Raw genomic sequence first — 19055 nt, forward strand, 5'->3', positions numbered from 1 at the left:
GGGCGCGTTGCCCCCACCTTGCCCACACTCATTCACCCTTTGCCCACACTGCGCCGCACGGCCGCCGGAGCTGGCTGAGAACGCCTGCGGCGCAACAGCAACAGATCTTTTCTTAATCGCTGCGCGGATGCCGTCTTAACGACCGCTCCGCGGTGGCTGGGGCAGCGCCAAACCGCTGCGATGAACGTCGGCACGACAACTTAAATTCGGGGGAAAACTGTCCTGGACATGGGGTCCACTATAATATAGCCTTCGAACGTGATTACCTGACGTAGGGGCGGGTTTCAAACCCGCCCCTACACGAAAATCCGTCTGGATATCAGGTGCGAACGCTATAACAGGGCATGGCGCGCCGCGGGTGACAATCGGAAACCCAGGTGCTTCAGGTCCAGCAGATTTCGCTGAAACAGGTATTGGATCGGCGAGGTATCCGCGATGACCTCACACATTGGCGAAATCGTGCGCCAGTTCGTCCGCGGTCAGATCAAAGGTAGCGACGCCGTAGTCGGCCAGCCTGGCGAGGAACAGGGGCCGCGGCACGTCGGCCAGTTCCGCCGCGGCCCCGGAGGTCGTGCTCCTGTCCGTGGAAGAGTACCACCGCTTGAAGCAGCGCGACCGGCAGGTGTTGCGGCTGGAGGACTTCACCGAGGATGACCTGAAGGCCATCTTGGCGGTTGAGCCGTCGCCCGCCGCCGCCTTTGACCATGAAGTGAACGGGTAACGCGGTGTCGTTGCCGCAACCCGTTCCGGGTTGGTGGTGCAAGCACTGACGGCCCGCCTGGTGCGGGTCGTCCCGCGCACCGAATAAGGGGGCTATCCTCCCACGCCCGCGCTTGGGCCTCGGTCAGGGACGTACCACGGAGATGTCGCATCGCTAGCGAAACGATGCGCAGCATGAGCCGGTTCGTTCGCTGCCGAGCGGCGCGCACTCCGACCGCAGGCGTCGGGCATACCCTTGATCGCCGACCTCCACCCGGTCGGGCATCCGCCGCCCGCTAAAGCGTCGGCCTCCGGTCGCGCCGCCCCGGTTACTGGAGGTTGAGTCCGCGCGGCCTTCAGGGCCGCGCGAATGACCTCAGGGAGTGCTGTGCCCGCGTTCGATCGCGGTCGTGACTTCACCCCGCAATTGCTCGACTTCGGCTTTCGCCTCGTCGCGCATCTGCTCGACCTCGGTCCTTGCCTGGCCGCGCAGTCCCTCAAGCTCGGTCTTGACCGCGCAGCGGGTCTGTTCGATGCGCACCGCCAAGTCCGCCCGCGCCTGTTCGATCTCTTTACGGAGTTTCAGGTCGGTCTCGCTCGACCCGTCCTGGGCGTCCGGGTCCGGCACGCCAGGAGCCGATTCGTGCCGGCCGATGGCATCCGCGACGCTGGCCCGCTCCTGCGCCGCCTTGGTAAGGGCTTGAAAGCGTTCTAAGGCAGATGTCATAGGATTCCTCCCAATAGTGCGACAAGACGTTGGTTAAGGTACCAGCCCCAGCGCGGCACGCAAGGTCGCAACGTCGGCGATGAACCGCACGGCGAGGATGCGACCGTTCGCCGACTCGATCAGCGTCACCTTGCCGGGCTCACGCGGCAGCATGGACGTCGCGTCCGCGCTACGCCCCAACAACATCGGGTAGGGACGCTTGCGCATCTGCGGCAGCGCGATCACCGTGGTCACGATCCCCGGCATGGCGCTGATGTCGGCAACGTAACGCACCTTCGCGGCGGCGAGCGTGGTCGCGGTCTGGCCCTCGAGCGCGGTCTCGACCACCGTCGAGGCGGCGCGTTCGGCGACGAAGATCAGAAAGCGGGTGTCGGTTGTGATGGTCGCAGACACATCGTGCTGGTCCTTGAAGGTCAGCGCGGGCAGCGGGGCACCGACCTGCACCGTGGCGGCAGCGAGGAGCGGGGAAAACAGAAGGAAGGCGACGAGCACAACGGATTTCATGGCAACATCATACGCCTTGGCCATGACGAATAGGTGAGGCGTGAGGCCCGCCCAACCCGCTCGAACTACTCGATCTGGCTGCTCGGCGAAACCCTGCTGCGCGACGTACCGGGCTGTGCCCATCGCTTCCGGATGCGCGACGAACAGGGCCGCGGAGGCCTTGATCATCGTTCCGGCCAGCGACCGCCTGTCCGCAACTGGAGGTCGAGGCTTTAGCCGGTGGCGATTCCCGAGATCTCAAAAAAAATCAGTGGTGCCTGCGCGCCGGACCGGCAAAAGCCTCGACTTCCGGTTTTCTTGCGGCCACTATCATCGCGGCGCCCATCGTGTTCGGCAGCGACAAATTGCTTTGGTCCCGACAAGGCCAGAGAATGATGGGCTTGCTGCGCTTCCCGTACGGCCTGAAATCATCTGCGCACTTGCATTGGTGCCCGCCGAAGAATACGCGGGGTTCCAGGACCCGCGTAGCGCTTTGCTCGACCTATCCCCGGCTTCTCCGCGATAGCAGAGAACATTTTTTTGTCAAAGGTTTACGGGCGTGACGTATGCCACGTCCGCGGTCCGCGCCGGATTTACAGAAACTCGATCTGACCTGCCATCTCATCGCCGTCCAGCACGCGGTAAATCAGCATTAGTCCATGAATCATCGCGCGAATCGACGTATGTTGCGCGGCATAGACGATGCCGGCATGCGGTTCTCCTTTAGACCAGGACGTGGCACATGCGCTGCCCGGCTCCGGCACCCCGCGGGGCCGGCCTTCAGGCCGCCGCCCCCTGTCATCCGTTGTGGGGTTGGAGGCTGCCGGTCCTGCATCCTCTTTGTCCAGCAGTTCTTGCAGCACCGTGATCGCCCTCTTGATGCAGGTAATCGTGGTCGGTCCCTGATTTTTTTTGGCAGCGTGAATCAAATAAACTGCCCCCGGAACTCCGGGCCGTCTCGGTCGTTGTCGTTGTCGTAATCGAGTTGATGATCCCCGCGAGGATGCGTTGGTCCCGTGCGTGGCGATCGAAGCCTTTCAAACGCTCGGCGGCCTTGTACGCCCAGGCTGTGTAGCGAATCGAAATCCGACAGACAGCGGGCTGCTCATGCCAAACTTGAATCGCTTATCCGATTACGACAACGACAACGATTTTATTCATTGTTTAACCTATTTCTGACTCGTTACTTAGTGACAGGGACTCACGCTCGCTTGCGTTTCACCGCAAGTCAGATTCCAAAATCCCACAGGCGCCTTGAACATATTCATAGCCAGGCAGATAGATCCTGAATTTGTTATTACGAAAATCCCATGTCGCCAAGGGAATTGTCGAGATAACCGTTCCAGGCTTATCGCTCAGGCAGGTGCCGTTCGAACCAACGAACGGGCTGTTCTCCATCGGACATTGGCAAGTCAAGGGCCGTTCCGGATCGGTCGGGCGCGCAGTTTCAGTACAGGGTGCAGCCATACAGTCAGCCCATGGGCCTGTGCTACAGCCCACCGGCTGCCAATTATCGCACCAGCCCCGATAAGAATAGGTCGAGACCCACGGATACTTGACATTGTTCACCGTATATTTGCCGGTCTTGATGGCGACGCAAACCGGGGCCTGGTCCACTGCACAAGGATGGGCGTCCGTACAGACGGCTTGGGTCATGCGCTTGACCTCCAGGTCCTGAATTTTGCTGGGGAATACGATATGCTGCTCGTCGACTGACCAGCAGGCGCAATTGGCCGTGTTGCCGGAAACCTTACAGTCCCTGGAGAAATCGCAGAGTGCATGCTTACCGGTACACACGACCGCGGCCTGTGGCGAGACGGCGGCTGCAAGAACGCTGCCGTCAGCATTGGCGGCGACGACACCTGCGACAGACTCGGGGTTCCCCCCTTGGGCCCAGTCGATTAGAACGAATGACAAAGCCAACATGGACACAGACGCGAGCGCGATCATTCGAAGTCTCACTTTATTCTCCTGTCAGTACAGTTGCATAACCGGCAATGATGAAACATTGCCACGAAACCCTGGAATCGATTCCGTCAATCATCAATCCCCCAACACCTGCCGCAACACCTCCACCGCCTCGCGCCGACTCAAGTGGCGGTCGACTGAATAGCGGGTCGCGGCGATGGACGGCGGTGATTGCAGACAGAGCGGGCAACCTGCCTCGCTGGCGCAGGGGCATTCGGCGAGCCAGTCGCGGGTGTGCTCCAACATGCGGCGCAACAGGGCGTCGTCGTCATTCAGGGCATCGATCAGGCCGATGCCGTGCGGATAGAGATCGAGGATGACCAGACCCGATTCGCGGCGGCGGCCGACCTTGAGGTTCTCCGCCGCCATGACGCGCACCGCGTCCTCTTCGACACCGACATGCACCGCCAGGACCTGGCTCAAGGCCAGCGCGATGGAATGCAGGGCGGCGGTGCGCTCGGCCAGGTCTTCTTCGAGAAAGCGCAGCATCAACCCCTTGGTCGGAAACGTCAGGCTCTCGATGGGTTCGCCCCAGTCGGTCTCGCTTTGGCGCGGCGCGCCTGACTGTGCATCGAACTGGCCCTCGCGCCGGACCTCGATGAGACCGCTGACCTCCTCCGCGTACTGCGTCTGGATGACGACCTTATTGAGCGTATTGTTGGCGAAGAACGCCTGGTTCTGACTGGGGTCGACCAGGGTGCGGCGCAGCCGCGGTTCACTCACCCGCCAGGTCAGCACCGGGTCATCGGTGCGGGTGCAATAGAGCACGCCGCGGCGCTTGATCTCCTGCGCATCGGTGCTGGGCCAGGCGTTGATACGGAAGGTCTGGCCCTTGACCTGAAAGACGCGCCGCGGATAGGCGACGATAGTCACCCGCTCCGGGTCGATGCGCAGCAGCAGTTGCTCGGCCTCACCGGCCTCGCGCAGAATGATCGAGACCAATTGATCACCGACGGTGTCCAGCGGACCGGGGCGATATTCGGCGACCGAACTGGTGTAGCCGGTATCGACCTTGAGCCGATTGTCGTGGTCGAGAAAGCGGACGTCACGGCGCTCGATCTGGTGATGGTTGGCCAGGTCTTCCAAGACTGGATCGAGGATGCTGTCGCGCCATTGGAAGGTGGTGAGCAGGCCGTTGGCCACCGCTTCCATCTCGCGCAAGGCCAGCAGCAGATGACGGCGCACGATCGCCGGCTGCGGCACACCGGGGACCAGCCGGCGCACCAGGCGGAAGAAGGCCGCGGGGTCCCGCTCCAGGCGCAGCAGCAGCCGGCGCACATAGGGGTTCCCCGGCGGCAGGAACACACCGACATGGTGGGCCGGCAGGTACTCGAGACAGCGTCCGCCCTGGGAGAGCAGATGACCGAGCGAGAGCACGTCCTCGGCGCGCACTTCCATGATCCGCGCCCCGGCGTCGGCCGGCCCCGGCGGCAGCCACTGCGCCAGGCGGCGGCCGTCGATCCGCTGTTGCAGGAAGTCGGCGGCCTTGATCCGATCCAGGCCCCGCGGCGGCTCGAAGCGGGTGCGCCAGCCGGCCTCCACCGAGGTCCGGGCGGCCAGCAGGCTGGGGTCCCAGTGATCCTGTGCGACCAGATCCGCGGGCTTGAGGTCGGCCGTCGGCTCCAGCAGGTGGATGCAGAGCGGATGGCGGCGGCGCTGGGCGACCACCACCCGATCCTCGGCCTGGTAGTCATAGGGCAGCGTCTGCGCAGCGAAGGCGGCGAAATTGGCCTCGTGACTCTGGTGATAGCGGGCGAAGGTGAGCGAGCGGGTCTCCTGCCGGCCCTTGCCCTTGATCAGCCGGTGCAGCCGATGGGAGACGGCCCAGAAGTTGGCGGCCATGACACCGGAATAGGCGTCCAGATCCCACCAGGCAACGAGACCGATGCGGTTGAGCAGCAGCGGATGATCGGACAGGTCGGCCAACTGATCCGACAGGGTGCCGGCCGTGAGCACCCAAACCATGGCCGTGGTGTCGATCGGCGCATTGGCCCGCGGCAGATGGATCAGCTCGCGGCCCGGCAGCCAGGGCGCGAGACGCTCCGCGAGCGCGGTCGCGCCCCGCGGACAGATCACCAGGGTAACCAGTTCCAGACGCAGGTGAGTGAGCCGGATGGCCGCGGCCAGGGCCTCCAACTGGCCGGCATCGTCCGGAGCCAGGATCAGCCGGTCCAGCCCATGGCGGCGCCGGCCGGCACCGGCGCCGAACAGATCGGCGACGGCCTCGACCAGCTCCGGGGCCACCTGGCGCTCGCGCAGGAAGGGCCATTGGTCGAGCAGTGCGCGGGCACCGGGGTCCTGGGTCTGGGCCCCCTCAAGACTGGGTTCGAGCCGCGCGAGCGGCGTGACGGCAAAGCCGCGGCGGCGCAGCGCGTCCACCCAATCGTCGGCATCGGTTTCAGGCGCCGGCGCCGCCGCCGCGGTTGCCGCCGCCGCATCGCCCGCCCGGCCGCGGCTGAAAGCAAGGACGATGAGGGTGACGGCGAGGACGGCCAGGGTCCCCCAGAGTGCGGCACGCGCCTGGATCGGCCCTTCGCCGAGCTGATCGGCGCTCCAGGCCAGCAGCAGCAACAGGGGCGAGGCCAGGGCGTACCCCACCCAGTGCCGCGAACACGCGAACCCGGCGGAACCGGCCAGCCAACCGCCGGGGCGCGGCTGCTCCGGGCCGCGTCGCGCCGCGGGCACCAGGAGCCGGATCAGGATCGCGGCGAACCAGACGGCGAATGGACTGGCGAGCGCCCACCATTCGGGATGCGCCAGCCGCTGCCCATCCGCGCCCAAGGGCGCCGGCACCGGCAGCACCAGGGCGGGCAGCCCCGGCAGATCGACTTTGAGCCCGGTCTCGTCGAACAAGGGGTGCCACCCATTGAACCACCAGGCTGCCCCGAACCATTGGAGGGTCCAGGCATAGAGCAGCGACAATGCCAGCAGGCCGCCGCACCAGACCAGGACCGGAGTCCAGAAGGCGCCGCTGTCCCGGTCCGGCCGCCGTGCAATGACCAGGGCATTGATCGCGAATGCCAGCCCCAGCGGGCACGCGAAGGCCGCGACCGGGATCAGCCAGGCCGGCAGCGCGGCGATCTGGTTCATTGACCCTGCCCCCGTGAGCACGTCGTTCCGCCGCACTGCAACCCGGCCGTTAACCGCACGGCTGAACTCATGTCTGCTCCCGCTCCAGGTTCGCCGCCGCCACCCCGGTTTGCAGCACCAGCAGATAGACCCGCGCGTGATCGCGGGCCGGGATGATGTCCTCGGCGACGATGCCGAGCCGGTTGTTCAGTTCTTCGACCATGCCCGGCACCCTGCGCCAGCGCTGCGCGGTGATGCACCAGCGCTGCTCATCGGTGACGCCGGTGTCCTGCATGAAGCGGCAGGCCGGCGTGAGCCGGCTATGGTCGATAAAATCGATCAGTTCGCGGCGGCGCAGCGGCAGATCCTCACCGGCATCACGCCGTTGCAATGCGTGCTCATAGCCGTCCGCATAGGGCTTGCTCAGGCTGTCGATGAAGCGCAGCGGGTCAAGGAAGGCATCACAAAAGTGCGCGTTCCAGCCGGCGAAGGGCTGTGGCAGCGCCTCCTGTCGATAGCAGATGCGGTCGCGGATCGGCGGATTGGCCTCCAGCATGGTCTCCAGCGCGCCGTCGCGGCTGACCCATTTGCGCACCGGGGTGGTCGGCTGGCTGCTGAGCCGCAGAAACTCGTTGAGCTGACGGCGCAGCCAGTCCATCTCCCGCCCACGCTCGGCGAGCCGCTCGCCGATGCGGCTCAGGGTCTTCTGCACATCGTTGGCGAGACTGGAGCGGATGTTGCGGCGCACGCGCTCCAGCAAGGACTCGCGCAGCGGCGCCAGCAGGTCGCGGATATGGTCGTGAAAGCGTCCGCGCTCGGCACTGGTGAAAAAGCGCTGGGCGCGCGCGATGCGGGCGGTGATCAGCGGTTGAATCAGCAGCGCCAACAGCAGCCACACCAGCGGCAGCCACACCAGCGTCCAGAGCAGCGGCTGGTTGACCGTGTGCAGCGCGGTCACCGCCTGATCGACCCAGCCGCCCAGCCAGGTCGGGCCGGGCGGTTTGAGCTGGCCGGCCACCCGCACCGACAGGGGCGCCAGGCCGAGTGCGAGCACCAGTGCGAACAGCGGCCAGAACCATTGCAGCGCGCGGCCCTGACGGGCGAGCCATTCGTCAGATTGATCGCGGTAGCGCCGGTGCAGCAGCCGCAGGCGCCGCAGCGGATCGGCGTCGACCGCGGCCACTGGGGACAAGCCATCGGGCCCCAGGCGGCCCTCATCGTGCAGACTGTCGATCGCCTCGCGCACCAGCCGCAGCGAGGCCGGGGCGCGCGCGTCATGCAGATCGGCCTCGACCGCCGCCGCGACCTGCTGATCCAGGTCCTGAAAGTGCGCCTTCTTGAGCGCGCTGACGATCTCCCAGCCGGCACGATCCAGCGTCTGCGCCAGGGCTTGGCGCTCGCGCTCGAAAACAGCCTGGAGGCGCTCCGGCCAGTCCGCCGCCTGCCGATCGGGCACCGCCATCAGCGCCTGGGTCAACCGGGTGCCGCCGGCCGCGAACAACTGTTCCAGACGGGCATCGTCGATGCCCTGTTCGATGGTCCGGCGGCGATAGGGTTCCAGGGTCTCCTGCACCCGCCGGGCCGCGCGGTCCGGGCACTGCTCCTGATCGCCGATCAGGGCATCCAGCCAGCGCCGTCCGAAGGTCGCCGCCGCCTCGCGGCTCAGCACCAGGGTGCTTTCCTCCAAGAGGCGGATACCGAAGGTGGCGGTGATGGGCGCAGCCAGTGACTGCTGCTGAAAGAGCCCCTGCCGGGCGGCGCGCAGCCCCTCGAACAGCAGCAGCTCGAGAAACAGCACCACCTCGTCGAGCCGCACCGGCGGCGGGCGATGACCCATCGCCGTGCGGCCGTCCACCAGATAACAGCGGTCGACCGCCGCCAGCCGCTGGGCCTGTCGGCGCTCCCAGCCCAGCATGGAATTGCGCAAGGCCGCGCGCAGCCCTTCGGCAGCGGCGACCGCCTCCGGCGCGCCGGCGCCTAGCCAGTAGTCGTCGAAGTCCAGCATCAGGATGCAGTTGAGATTCTCCGCGCCCTGCACCGCGACCTGAAAGAAGCGCGAGTCGGCGAGTGTCTTCAGGATGTCCTGGAGCAGGATGTCCAGATGGGGGATGGTCTCGGGGACGGTCGGACGCGCCAGGACGATCAGGTCGAGCCCCACCAGGTCGCCCTGATCGAAGGCGCCCTGCGCCATGAGCGCATCGGCCGCGCGCCGCACCCAGTGCGCGACCCCGCCCTCGGCGACCGCCGCGTCGGCCGGCAGCACCTTGATCTGGCGGTAGAGGTCGGTCAGGAACTGGGGCGCACCGGCCGCCGACTGGGCGGCGCTGCCGGCCGCGCCGTCGAATGGGTCGGGCAGCGCCAGCAAACCCAGATCTTCGAGCTGACGCTGGGCCGAGGCGACCCCGCCGGTCTGAGTCTCACGCCACCGCAGCACGCCGCGCAACGCGGATTGGTGCAGCAGCCGCTGCATGGCGTCCAGACCGAATCCGCCGTAACCAATCAAGAGTGTGCGTCTGGGCATGGTCCCTGGTCTGGCTCGTCATCTGATACCGGCGGGGGCTGGTTCCGCGTCAGGCGGCCCGAATGCGCACCTGGAGCCTCAATTCAAAGGAGCTTCACCAAGGCAGCGATGGCGGCCACTTGCGCAAACATCAGCGGAACGATCCATTTCAGCAAGTCGATCTTGGTGCGCGCCACCTCGCCACGGACCCGCTCGATATCGAGCTTGAGCTCGGTACGGACCTGCTCGATGTCCGCCTTGAGCTCGGCCCGTAACTGCTCGATGTCCTTTTTCAGGCTCAGTTCAGTGGCCCGCAGATCGCTGCGTACCTGCTCGATGTCGCGTTTCAACTCGGCACGCACCTGCTCAATGTCGAGTTTCAACTCGGCACGCACCTGCTCGATCTCTTTTTTCAGACGTAATTCAGTGGCCTGGAGATCGCCGCGCACCTGCTCGATCTCCTTCTGCAGACGCAACTCAGCCTCACGCACATGGCCTTGGGTGGCCAAGTCCGGCAGGTGGGGATAGCGTTCTTCCAGACGCTCGAACGCCTCGGCGATCACCCGGGCACGGGCGCGATCGTCGGGGGCCGAGGTCAGGGCATCGTAGAGTGCGACAACAGAAGTCATAGCGGTACTATGAAACCATTCATGTCACCGGGCAAGCCCCGCCGCGGCGGAAGCCGATCCTCAGCCGCCTGTGAGCTGGACAGGGCCTGGTGACGGAACCCATGGCAAAGCCTGATTGCGGCGATCACCGCTAAACCGCGCCCAGCGCGGTATGCGATGTTTTTGGATTGGCTCGGCCCCGGCAGACTCGACAATTGATGGAGTTGGCGCGGTTTAAAGTTTTGAAGAGCATCAATTTTAAACCCCGTCTCCACCGAGGTTGGTTAAATCCCCAAGGCCGAACACACAATGAAAATTACGCATTTCGCGCCGGACGCGGTTTAACCCCAAGAAAATCGACGACCGACAGCGCTTCAATCAACATGTTCGCGATGACTCTGCAAGCAGTCCTGCTCGGCCTCGGCGCGGGACTCGCGCCCGGCCCCCTGCTCGCCCTGGTGATGACCGAGAGCCTGCGTGGCGGTGCGTCCGCCGGAATCCGCGTGGCGCTCGCCCCGCTGCTCACCGACACGCCGATCGTCACACTCAGTTGGGGCCTGGCCGGCAGCCTAGACCCGCAATCTCCCTGGTTGGCCGTACTGTCGTTGGGCGGAGCCCTGGTGGTCGCCCACCTGGCACGCGCGCAATGGCGTGCCGTGCTGCCCGAACCGGGCCGCGCCGAAGTCGGCGGCGCGCTCGGGCGGGGCATGGCGGTCAACCTGCTGAGCCCCTACCCCTGGCTGTTCTGGATCACCCTTGGCGGCCCGCTGCTGGCCGCCGCCGCGGACCGGTCCCCCTGGTTCGCCCTGTGGTTCCTGTTGGCCTTCTATACACTGCTCGTCGGCACCAAGGTGGTGCTGGCGCTGCTCACCGCGCGTTGGGGGCGGGGCTTGACCGGCGGGGGATACCGCCTGGTCTGTCGCGCCCTGGGGATCGTCCTCGCGCTGTTCGCCGTTCAACTCGGCTGGGACGGGCTGGCGCGATTGATGGGGCGGTAACCTCAAGAACGGGTCAGCGGTCGGGTTTGCGAGGCGTTTCGGCGTTCGGCCCTGCCTGGACCTCCCTTAGCAGAACCTTGATGCCGGAGATTTCGGTCGCGGTTTCAGCCAAAGTTTCATCGAGTCACGCAAACTCCAGTTCCGCCAGGGCCATCCGGATCACGCCCAGCATGAACTCGATGAGGGGTGTGGCACTGCCTGATACGGCGCAGCCGCAGGAGCGTGGCGCTGTCCGCGGCGGCCTTGACTTGACCGACGCGCTCTGAGATTTCAGAAACCAGCGCCAGGATTGGCGGAGAGAGTGCGAAGGGTGGGCGGTACACGGTGGTCATTTGAGGGGACTCCGACCGGCTTGAATTGGTCATCGTCTGATGTTCCCGCGGGACTCAAGTAACGGTGATCTCGCCGAGAACCGCCACGTTCAAGCCCACAACGCGTTTAAAACCGCCATCGTTCGTCTTGGGCATGAAAGGGTTCCTTAGCCTAGACGAGATAGATTAGGGCGCAAACATCAAGAAAGAATATCACGATGAAATGTCCCAGGCAGCGCGCTCAGCCGCCAGGTCGGCATCGATCGCCGCCCGGTCCCGAGTCGCGCAGCTAGGCCGTTCTAGCCAATCCCAAGCGCTCGGACGCGCGGTGAGACGTTCGCAGTCCTCAGCACGCAGCACGATATAGCGCGTGCGGTCGTTCTCGACAACCTGCACCGGACCCTCTCGAAGCAGTTCGTCTACCGCTGAAATACCGCGGCATTGAAGCCATTACAACTGGGGCAGTTTCGTCCGATAGCCAGCGATCCGGCATCCGGTTACCGCGGACTTTCCGGCCGCGAACGCCTAGAATCCGATCATGCGCTGCAAACTTCCCATCGGCATCCAAACGTTCTCGCTGATCCGCGAGGAAGGCCATTGCTATGTGGATAAGACGCCGCTGGTGGCGCGCATGGCGGCGGAAGGCAAATACTATTTTTTGTCGCGCCCGCGACGCTTCGGCAAGAGCCTGCTGGTCTCGACCTTGGCGGAGGCCTTCGCCGGTCACCGCGCGCTCTTCGAAGGGCTCTATCTGGCCAATCACTGGGACTGGGAGCGCCGCTCGCCGGTGATTCGGATCGATCTCGGCCAGGGCGTGGTCAGAAGCCGGGAGGATCTCGAACGACGCCTGATGCGCAATCTTGGACTCTTGGCAGAGACCCACGATCATACCCTCAGCGCCCGGACCCCGGACGAGGCCCTGGAAGAACTGGTCTTGTTCATGCATCACACCACCGGCGAACGCGTCGTGGTGCTGGTGGACGAATACGACAAGCCGATCCTGGACAACCTGCACGATCCGGCGCAGGCTCGACTGATCCGTGATGCCCTGCGCTCACTCTACTCGGTGATCAAGATTCAGGACGCACACCTGCGCTTTGGCTTCCTGACTGGGGTCAGCAAGTTCTCCAAGGTGTCGCTGTTTTCCGGACTCAACAATCTCATCGACATCACGCTCGATCCGCGCTACGCCACCTTGTGCGGCTACACGCAGCAGGAATTGCAGAGCGTCTTTGCGGATTATCTTGAAGACGTCGATCTGGAGCAGGTCCGCCACTGGTATAACGGTTACAATTTCCTCGGCGAGCGCGTCTACAACCCCTTCGACGTGCTGCTTTATCTCGACTCCCGGCTACTGCGGCCCTATTGGTTCGAGAGCGGCACACCAACCTTCCTGGTGGAACTGATGCGGCGGCGCGGGTTCGACGCCGCCGCACTGGAGGAGATCGAGGTCACCGACCGCCTGCTCGGCAGCTTCGACGTCGATGCCATCGAGCCCGAGACCCTGTTGTTTCAGACCGGCTATCTGACGATCCAGGGCGAGCGCGGCATGCCCGGTGCCGCCATCTATCAACTGGGCCTGCCGAACCAGGAGGTCCGCCAGTCACTCAGCGACCATTTCCTCGCCGAGTTGTCGCGCTCCGGTCAACGCCAGGACCGCAACAAACTGGGTCTCTATGACGCCCTGGAAGCGGACGACCCTGCCGCCCTGGAGCGCCTGTTTCACGCCTTCTTTGCCGCCATCCCCCACGACTGGTACCGCAACAACCAACTGGCGGGTTACGAGGGCTACTACGCGTCAGTGGTTTACTGCTATTTCGCGGCGCTGGGCATTGACCTGATTGCTGAAGACGCCACCAACCACGGGCGGATCGATCTCACCGTGCGCCATCGTGGCCGGGTGTGGCTGATCGAGTTCAAGGTCAACGAAATGACCCAGCCGGGACGTGCGCTCGACCAGCTCAAGGCGCGCGGCTATGCCGCCAAGTATGCGGGCAGCCCGGTCACGCTGATCGGTATCGAATTCAGCCGCGAGTCACGCAATTTGAGCCGCTTCGAGTGGGAGCGGCTGACGCCCGCGCCCGGCTGAGGTCCGCGCTCGGTCAAACCACCGCCACCCAATCGGCTTGCGTCAGGTTGCGCACTTGAGGGTCGAACACCAGTCCAACCTCAAACAAGCCCTTGTTCGACAGACCGCGGTACTTGGCGCTGTAGCCGCGGGCCTGGATTTGGGCCAGGGCCGGATTGTCGCCCGCCTGAGTCAACACGGGCACGGTCGCGTCGCCAGGGCGCGGCGCGATCCCGGACGGCGCCGCTCCAGCCTGGCCGCGGTGCAGCTTGATCTCGATGACATAGATGTAGTCGACCAGTTTGATGGTCAGGTCGACTTGGCCCTGATTGCTGATGTCCTCGGGGATGATCTCGGCATTGAGGCTGGCAAAGAAGGCGTAGAGGACGCTGGCGTAATAGCCCTCGGTCAAGGGCAAATCGTTGGCCGTGAAGTTCCGCCAGGGAATACCGGCGAACAGCCGGCTGATTGCCGCCAACAGGCCGGCGACATCACCTTGGGCTAAAGAATCGTAGAGGGTCTTTTGCCAACGCAATCGCTCGCTGGGCAAGCGGGACGTGTAGGCATCGACCAATTGGTTGGCAAGCGCTTGACGCACCTCCTGGTTGGGAACACGAAGTGAGAACAGCCATTGATCAAAAATCTGGCGGGCGTGGTCGATCGTCAGATAACCGGCTTGGAACAGCAGCGTCACCGGATCGATCCGCTCAAGGTCGAATGAGTCGAGGATTTCCTCGCTGGCTTCAAGGTCTTCCAACTCGGGCAGGAAGGTGCCGCGGCACTGCAACCGCTTGATCAGAAAACTCGGGCTGCCGGTCTCGAACCAATAGTTGCGGTAAACTTGGCCCTTGTCGACGAACAACAGGATATCGAAAGGATTGTAGACCGGCTCGCCGAGAAAGTTGTAGCCGTTGTACCAGCGTTTGAGCTTGGCCCAGTCGACACCCGCGAGATGCCCGCCAAAGGTCGTCTCCAGATCCGCCTGAGTATAGCCGCAGACCGTGGCAAACCGTGCATCGAGCGTCAGGTCATTGAGCTGGTTCAACCCCGAAAACAGGCTGACCTTACTGAACTTGGTAACCAGGGACGGATTTCAAACTTCCAACGCGGTCGACCGCGTTGGCGCCTGTCGGCCGTTGATCAGGCGTGCACTGGTACTGGCCGGATGGCGTCTCCATTTTAAGGCAAACGCTGAACCACCAAGCCCCGTCAAGCGTCCGCCAGGTCACTCCATGCCGCTTCGTACCGCTCTGCTCCTCTGCGCCACCCTGCTCGCGGCTGCCGCCGCGCGGGCGGCGGAGACCCCGCCCCAGCCGGCGACTCCGGTGATCGCTGCCGTGGTGCGCACCCTGCCTTTCACTGACCCGGTCGAGGCGCTGGGTACCCTGAAGGCACGCGAGTCGGTGGTGGTCACCGCGAACGTGACCGAGACCGTGTCGGCGATCCACTTTGACGACGGCCAGCGGGTCAAGAAAGGCGATATCCTAGTGGAGATGACCGGGGCCGAGGAGCACGCGCTGATCGAGGAGGGTCGGGCGCGGGTGGCGGAGGCGCAGCGCCAGTATGAACGGGTGAAGTCACTGGCCGGGCAGCGCTCGGCGGCCGAGTCGCTGCTCGATGAGCGGCGCCGCGATCTGGAGACGGCGCGCGCGGCACTCGCGGCGATCGAGTCGCGGCTGGCGGACCGGCTGATCAAAGCCCCCTTCGACGGCGTGCTGGGGCTGCGCAATATCAGCGTCGGCGCCCTGGTGGAGCCCGCGAACCAGATCACCACGCTGGATGACCTCAGCACCATGAAGCTCGACTTCTCGGTACCGAGCGTCTTCCTCGCCGACCTCAAACCCGGTCTCGCCGTGACCGCGCGCGCCCCGGAGTATGGGGACCAGCGTTTTCGCGGTGAGGTGAGCGGGGTCGACAGCCGCATCGACCCCGTGACCCGCTCCATCCAGGTGCGCGCCCTGATCCCCAATCCGGATGGCCGGCTGCGCCCCGGACTGCTGATGCAGGTGGAGCTCGAGCGCAATCCGCGACAGGCGCTGGTGATCCCGGAGTCCGCCCTGCTGGCGCTGGGTCAGGATCAGTTCGTCATGCGGGTGGGCGCCGACGACCGGGCCGAGCGGGTCCAGGTCCGCATCGGCGCCCGCCGCCCCGGCGAGGTGGAGATCACCGATGGCCTGAGGGCCGGCGATCGGGTCATCACCCACGGCAGCGACAAGGTGCGCGCGGGCCAGGCGCTGGATCTGGTGTTGGACGACGGTACCCGACCGCTGAAGGATCTGCTGGGCGCGCGGGAGGCGGTCAAGCCATGATCCTCTCCGATGTCGCGGTGCGGCGCCCGGTGCTGGCCGCGGTCCTGTCGCTGCTGCTGACCGCCTTCGGTCTGGTCGCCTACGATCGGCTGCCGCTGCGCGAATACCCGGACATCGACCCGCCGGTGGTGTCGGTAGAGACGACCTACCCGGGAGCCGCGGCCGCCGTGGTGGAGACCCGCATCACCCGGCTGATCGAGGACCGCATCGCCGGCGTGGAGGGCATTCGCACCATCGCCTCGGTGAGCGAGGACGGGCGCTCGGCCATCACGGTCGAATTCACGGTCGGCCGCGACATCGACGGGGCGGCCAACGATATTCGCGACCGGGTTTCCGGCATCCTCGATCAGCTCCCGACGGAAGCCGACCCGCCGGAGATCCAGAAGGTCGACAGCAACGATGACGTGATCCTCTGGCTGAATCTGGTCAGCGGCCGGCTCTCGGTCCCCGAACTGACCGATTATGCCAACCGCTATCTGGTGGATCGCTTCTCGGTGCTCGACGGGGTGGCGCGCATCCGGGTGGGTGGGGATCAGACCTATGCCATGCGCGTCTGGCTCGACCGGCAGGCCCTGGCCGCGCGCGGCCTCACGGTCACCGACGTGGAGAACGCGCTGCGGGCCGAGAACCTGGAACTGCCGGCCGGCAGCGTGGAGTCGCAGACGCGTCAGTTCAGCGTGCGGCTCGACCGCGCATTCGGTTCCGCCGAGCAGTTCGCCCGGCTGGTGTTGGGACGCGGGCGCGACGGCTACCTGGTACGCCTGGGCGATGTGGCGCGGGTCGAACGGGGCACCGAAGAGGACCGCAATCTGTTCCGCAGCAACGGGGATGCCGTGGTGGGTCTGGGCGTCGCCAAACAGTCGACCGCCAACACCATCGCGGTGGCCGATGCCGTCAAGGCCGAGGCCGCGCGCATCAATCCGACCCTGCCCGCGGGTCTGGAGATCAAGCAGAGCTACGACAGTTCGGTCTTCGTCAAGGGCGCCATCGCGGAGGTTTACAAGACCCTGGCGGTCGCCGTGGTCCTGGTGGTGCTGGTCATCTTTCTCTTTCTGGGTTCGGTGCGCGCCACCCTGATCCCGGCGGTGACGGTACCGGTGTCGCTGATCGCCACCTTCACCGTGCTGTTGATGTTGGGCTTCTCGATCAACATCCTGACCCTGCTGGCCCTGGTGCTCGCCATCGGGTTGGTGGTGGACGACGCCATCGTGGTGCTGGAGAACGTGCATCGGCGGATGGCTGAATACGGCGAGACCCGCCTGGTGGCCGCCTACCGCGGGACCCGTCAGGTGGGGTTCGCGGTGGTCGCGACCTCGGTCGTGCTGATCGCCGTCTTTGTCCCCATCGCCTTTCTCCAGGGCAGTGTCGGGCGGCTGTTCTCGGAGTTCGCGCTCACCATGGCCGCCGCGGTGGCCTTCTCCACCCTGGTCGCGCTGACGCTCTCGCCGATGATGGCGTCCAAGATCCTGCCCCAGGGCCATCAGCCGGGGCGGCTCAGCCGGGGCATCGACCGGGTCTTCGAGTCGATCCGCCGCGCCTATCTGGCGGCCCTGGGCTTCTTTCTGCACCACCGCTGGATCATGGTGCTGGTGCTGCTGGGCACCCTGGGCGCCGCGGCTTGGCTCTATCGCGCGATCCCCCAGGAATACACGCCGAAAGAGGACCGCGGCGCCTTCTTCGTGCTGGTGGACGGACCCGAGGGCGCCTCATTCGCCTATATGAGCGACTATATGGACGAGATCGAGCGGCGGCTGCTGCCCTATACGCAGAGCGGCGAGGCAACCCGGCTGCAGATCCGCTCCCCGCGCAGCTTCGGCGGGACCCTGGCCTTCAACACCGGCATGGCGGTCCTGGTCCTCAACGACTTCGATCAGCGCCGCTCGGCCTGGGTCATCATGGAGGAAATCCGCAAGCGGCTCGCCGACCTGCCGGGGATCAAGGCCTTCCCGGTGATGCGCCAGGGGTTCGGGGCGCGCATCCAGAAACCGGTGCAATTCGTGCTGGGCGGCGGGACCTATGAGGAGCTGGCGCAGTGGCGCGACCTCCTGCTGGCCGAGATCGCCAAGTCCAACCCCGGACTCAGCGGGATCGAGTGGGACTACAAGGAGACCAACCCGCAGTTGCGCGTGGCGATCGACTACGAGCGGGCGGCGGATTTGGGGGTCAAGGTCGGCACCATCGGGCGCACCCTGGAAACCATGCTCGGCTCGCGGCGGGTGACCACCTACCTGGACGCCGGCGAGGAATACGATGTGATCCTGGAGGGGAAGCGCGACGCCCAGCGCACCCCAGGCAGCCTCACAAACCTTTATGTCCGCTCCGAACGCAGCGGCGAACTGATCCCGCTCGCCAACCTGGTCCGCGTCTCCGAGCGGGCGGATTCGCGCAGCCTCAACCACTTCAACCGGCTGCGCGCCATCACCCTGGAAGCCAACCTGGCCGAGGGCCTGGCGTTGGGCGAGGCGCTGGATTATCTGGAGGGACTGGTGCGCACCCACCTGCCCGCGCAGGCGCAGATCGACTTCAAGGGCCAGTCCAAGGACTTTCGCCAGGCCGGCGGCGGCCTCCTGTTCGTCTTCGCCCTTGGCATCATCGTGGTCTATCTGGTGCTGGCCGCCCAATTCGAGAGTTGGGTGCACCCGTTCATCATCATGCTCACCGTGCCGCTGGCCATGGCCGGTGCGCTCTTCGGGCTCTGGATCACCGGCGCGACACTCAACATCTATAGCCAGATCGGGCTCATCATGCTGGTTGGTCTGGCCGCCAAGAACGGCATTCTCATCGTTGAATTCGCCAATCAACTGCGCGATCAGGGCACGGCCTTTCGCGAGGCACTGATCGAAGCCTCGCGGGTGCGGCTGCGCCCCATCCTCATGACCAGCTTCACCGCCGCCGCCGGGGCCATCCCGCTGCTGCTCTCCTCCGGCGCCGGCGCCGAGACGCGTGCCGTCATCGGCACCGTCATTCTGTTCGGTGTCCTTGCCGCGACCCTGTTCACCCTGTTCGTCGTCCCGGTCGCCTATGACCTCCTGGCGCGGCGCACCGGCTCGCCGGGGGACGTGGCGCGGCAGTTGGAGCGGGAGGAGGCGGCGCAGGCGTTGATCATCGTTCCGGCCGGCCGCGGACGGTCCGCATAGCGGACCCTACGGTGACACCGTGACCTGTAGGGTCCGCTGTGCGGACCGGCGACCGTGCAGATCACGCGGCGGCCGGGTTTATGATCAAGGCCGTGGTGCAGGCCGGTGCGATGACGGCGACGCCTTGCGGGACGCGCTGCATCCCGGCCCCAAGACCTGGATTTCTTATTCCCCCTTA

The 19055-nt window shown here is 65.3% G+C and carries 14 protein-coding genes and 1 pseudogene; 5 read left to right on the plus strand and 10 right to left on the minus strand.

The window, feature by feature from the left end:
* Nucleotides 1–441: 441 nt before the first annotated feature.
* The 3 genes from A39O_RS43480 to A39O_RS0107360 all read right to left on the minus strand — a co-directional run bounded on the left by A39O_RS43480 (nucleotide 442) and on the right by A39O_RS0107360 (nucleotide 1918).
* Nucleotides 442–645 carry a UPF0175 family protein gene (locus tag A39O_RS43480; protein WP_407635630.1) on the minus strand — a complete coding sequence of 68 codons (204 nt, stop codon included), beginning with the start codon at nucleotides 643–645 and terminating at the stop codon, nucleotides 442–444.
* A gap of 430 nt (nucleotides 646–1075) precedes the next feature.
* Nucleotides 1076–1426 carry a hypothetical protein gene (locus A39O_RS32455; RefSeq protein ID WP_020504043.1) on the minus strand — a complete coding sequence of 117 codons (351 nt, stop codon included), beginning with the start codon at nucleotides 1424–1426 and terminating at the stop codon, nucleotides 1076–1078.
* Nucleotides 1427–1459: 33 nt separating this feature from the next.
* Entirely contained in the window at nucleotides 1460–1918 is a 459-nt protein-coding gene (locus tag A39O_RS0107360; RefSeq protein WP_456073020.1) for a hypothetical protein, read from the minus strand.
* Nucleotides 1919–1969: 51 nt separating this feature from the next.
* Between A39O_RS0107360 and A39O_RS43805 the strand changes: the two are divergent.
* Nucleotides 1970–2098 (plus strand): annotated as a pseudogene (locus A39O_RS43805) (Rpn family recombination-promoting nuclease/putative transposase); the annotation flags it as partial.
* 404 nt (nucleotides 2099–2502) lie between these two features.
* Here the strand turns inward: A39O_RS43805 and A39O_RS32460 are convergent.
* The 5 genes from A39O_RS32460 to A39O_RS0107380 all read right to left on the minus strand — a co-directional run bounded on the left by A39O_RS32460 (nucleotide 2503) and on the right by A39O_RS0107380 (nucleotide 10075).
* The gene (locus tag A39O_RS32460) at nucleotides 2503–2772 is read right to left on the minus strand and encodes a hypothetical protein (protein WP_169338415.1); all 270 of its coding nucleotides are present in this window, start codon (nucleotides 2770–2772) and stop codon (nucleotides 2503–2505) included.
* Nucleotides 2773–3127: 355 nt separating this feature from the next.
* On the minus strand, nucleotides 3128–3859 hold the full coding sequence (locus A39O_RS40535) for a hypothetical protein (protein WP_157639786.1): 732 nt from the start codon (nucleotides 3857–3859) through the stop codon (nucleotides 3128–3130).
* 93 nt (nucleotides 3860–3952) lie between these two features.
* Nucleotides 3953–6967, minus strand: a complete 3015-nt coding sequence (locus tag A39O_RS0107370) for a DUF1998 domain-containing protein (protein WP_020504046.1) — start codon at nucleotides 6965–6967, stop codon at nucleotides 3953–3955.
* A 67-nt stretch (nucleotides 6968–7034) separates the two neighbouring features.
* Nucleotides 7035–9467: a hypothetical protein gene (locus A39O_RS0107375; RefSeq protein ID WP_157639788.1), complete on the minus strand. Its 2433-nt coding sequence runs from the start codon at nucleotides 9465–9467 to the stop codon at nucleotides 7035–7037.
* An 83-nt stretch (nucleotides 9468–9550) separates the two neighbouring features.
* A complete protein-coding gene (locus tag A39O_RS0107380) occupies nucleotides 9551–10075 on the minus strand; it encodes a coiled-coil domain-containing protein (RefSeq protein ID WP_020504048.1) in 525 nt (174 codons plus the stop codon).
* Nucleotides 10076–10446: 371 nt separating this feature from the next.
* Between A39O_RS0107380 and A39O_RS0107385 the strand changes: the two genes are divergently transcribed.
* Nucleotides 10447–11052: a LysE family translocator gene (locus A39O_RS0107385; protein WP_157639790.1), complete on the plus strand. Its 606-nt coding sequence runs from the start codon at nucleotides 10447–10449 to the stop codon at nucleotides 11050–11052.
* Between the two features lie 524 nt (nucleotides 11053–11576).
* Here A39O_RS0107385 and A39O_RS41675 read toward each other — a convergent pair.
* Nucleotides 11577–11759 (minus strand): hypothetical protein, encoded by a 183-nt coding sequence (locus A39O_RS41675; protein WP_169338416.1) that lies wholly within the window; start codon nucleotides 11757–11759, stop codon nucleotides 11577–11579.
* Between the two features lie 142 nt (nucleotides 11760–11901).
* Here A39O_RS41675 and A39O_RS0107390 point away from each other — a divergent pair, with 142 nt between their 5' ends.
* The gene (locus A39O_RS0107390; RefSeq protein ID WP_020504050.1) at nucleotides 11902–13452 is read left to right on the plus strand and encodes an ATP-binding protein; all 1551 of its coding nucleotides are present in this window, start codon (nucleotides 11902–11904) and stop codon (nucleotides 13450–13452) included.
* Between the two features lie 13 nt (nucleotides 13453–13465).
* On the opposite strand, the gene A39O_RS32465 is transcribed toward A39O_RS0107390, so the two are convergent.
* The gene (locus A39O_RS32465; protein ID WP_020504051.1) at nucleotides 13466–14476 is read right to left on the minus strand and encodes a PD-(D/E)XK nuclease domain-containing protein; all 1011 of its coding nucleotides are present in this window, start codon (nucleotides 14474–14476) and stop codon (nucleotides 13466–13468) included.
* A 187-nt stretch (nucleotides 14477–14663) separates the two neighbouring features.
* Between A39O_RS32465 and A39O_RS32470 the strand changes: the two genes are divergently transcribed.
* A complete protein-coding gene (locus A39O_RS32470) occupies nucleotides 14664–15740 on the plus strand; it encodes an efflux RND transporter periplasmic adaptor subunit (protein ID WP_020504052.1) in 1077 nt (358 codons plus the stop codon).
* Nucleotides 15737–18877, plus strand: a complete 3141-nt coding sequence (locus tag A39O_RS0107405; protein ID WP_020504053.1) for an efflux RND transporter permease subunit — start codon at nucleotides 15737–15739, stop codon at nucleotides 18875–18877. Before A39O_RS32470 ends, A39O_RS0107405 begins: the two co-directional genes overlap by 4 nt.
* The last annotated feature ends 178 nt before the right edge of the window (nucleotides 18878–19055 follow it).

Source organism: Lamprocystis purpurea DSM 4197, from assembly GCF_000379525.1.
In the GTDB taxonomy this organism is placed as follows: Bacteria; Pseudomonadota; Gammaproteobacteria; order Chromatiales; family Chromatiaceae; genus Thiodictyon; species Thiodictyon purpureum.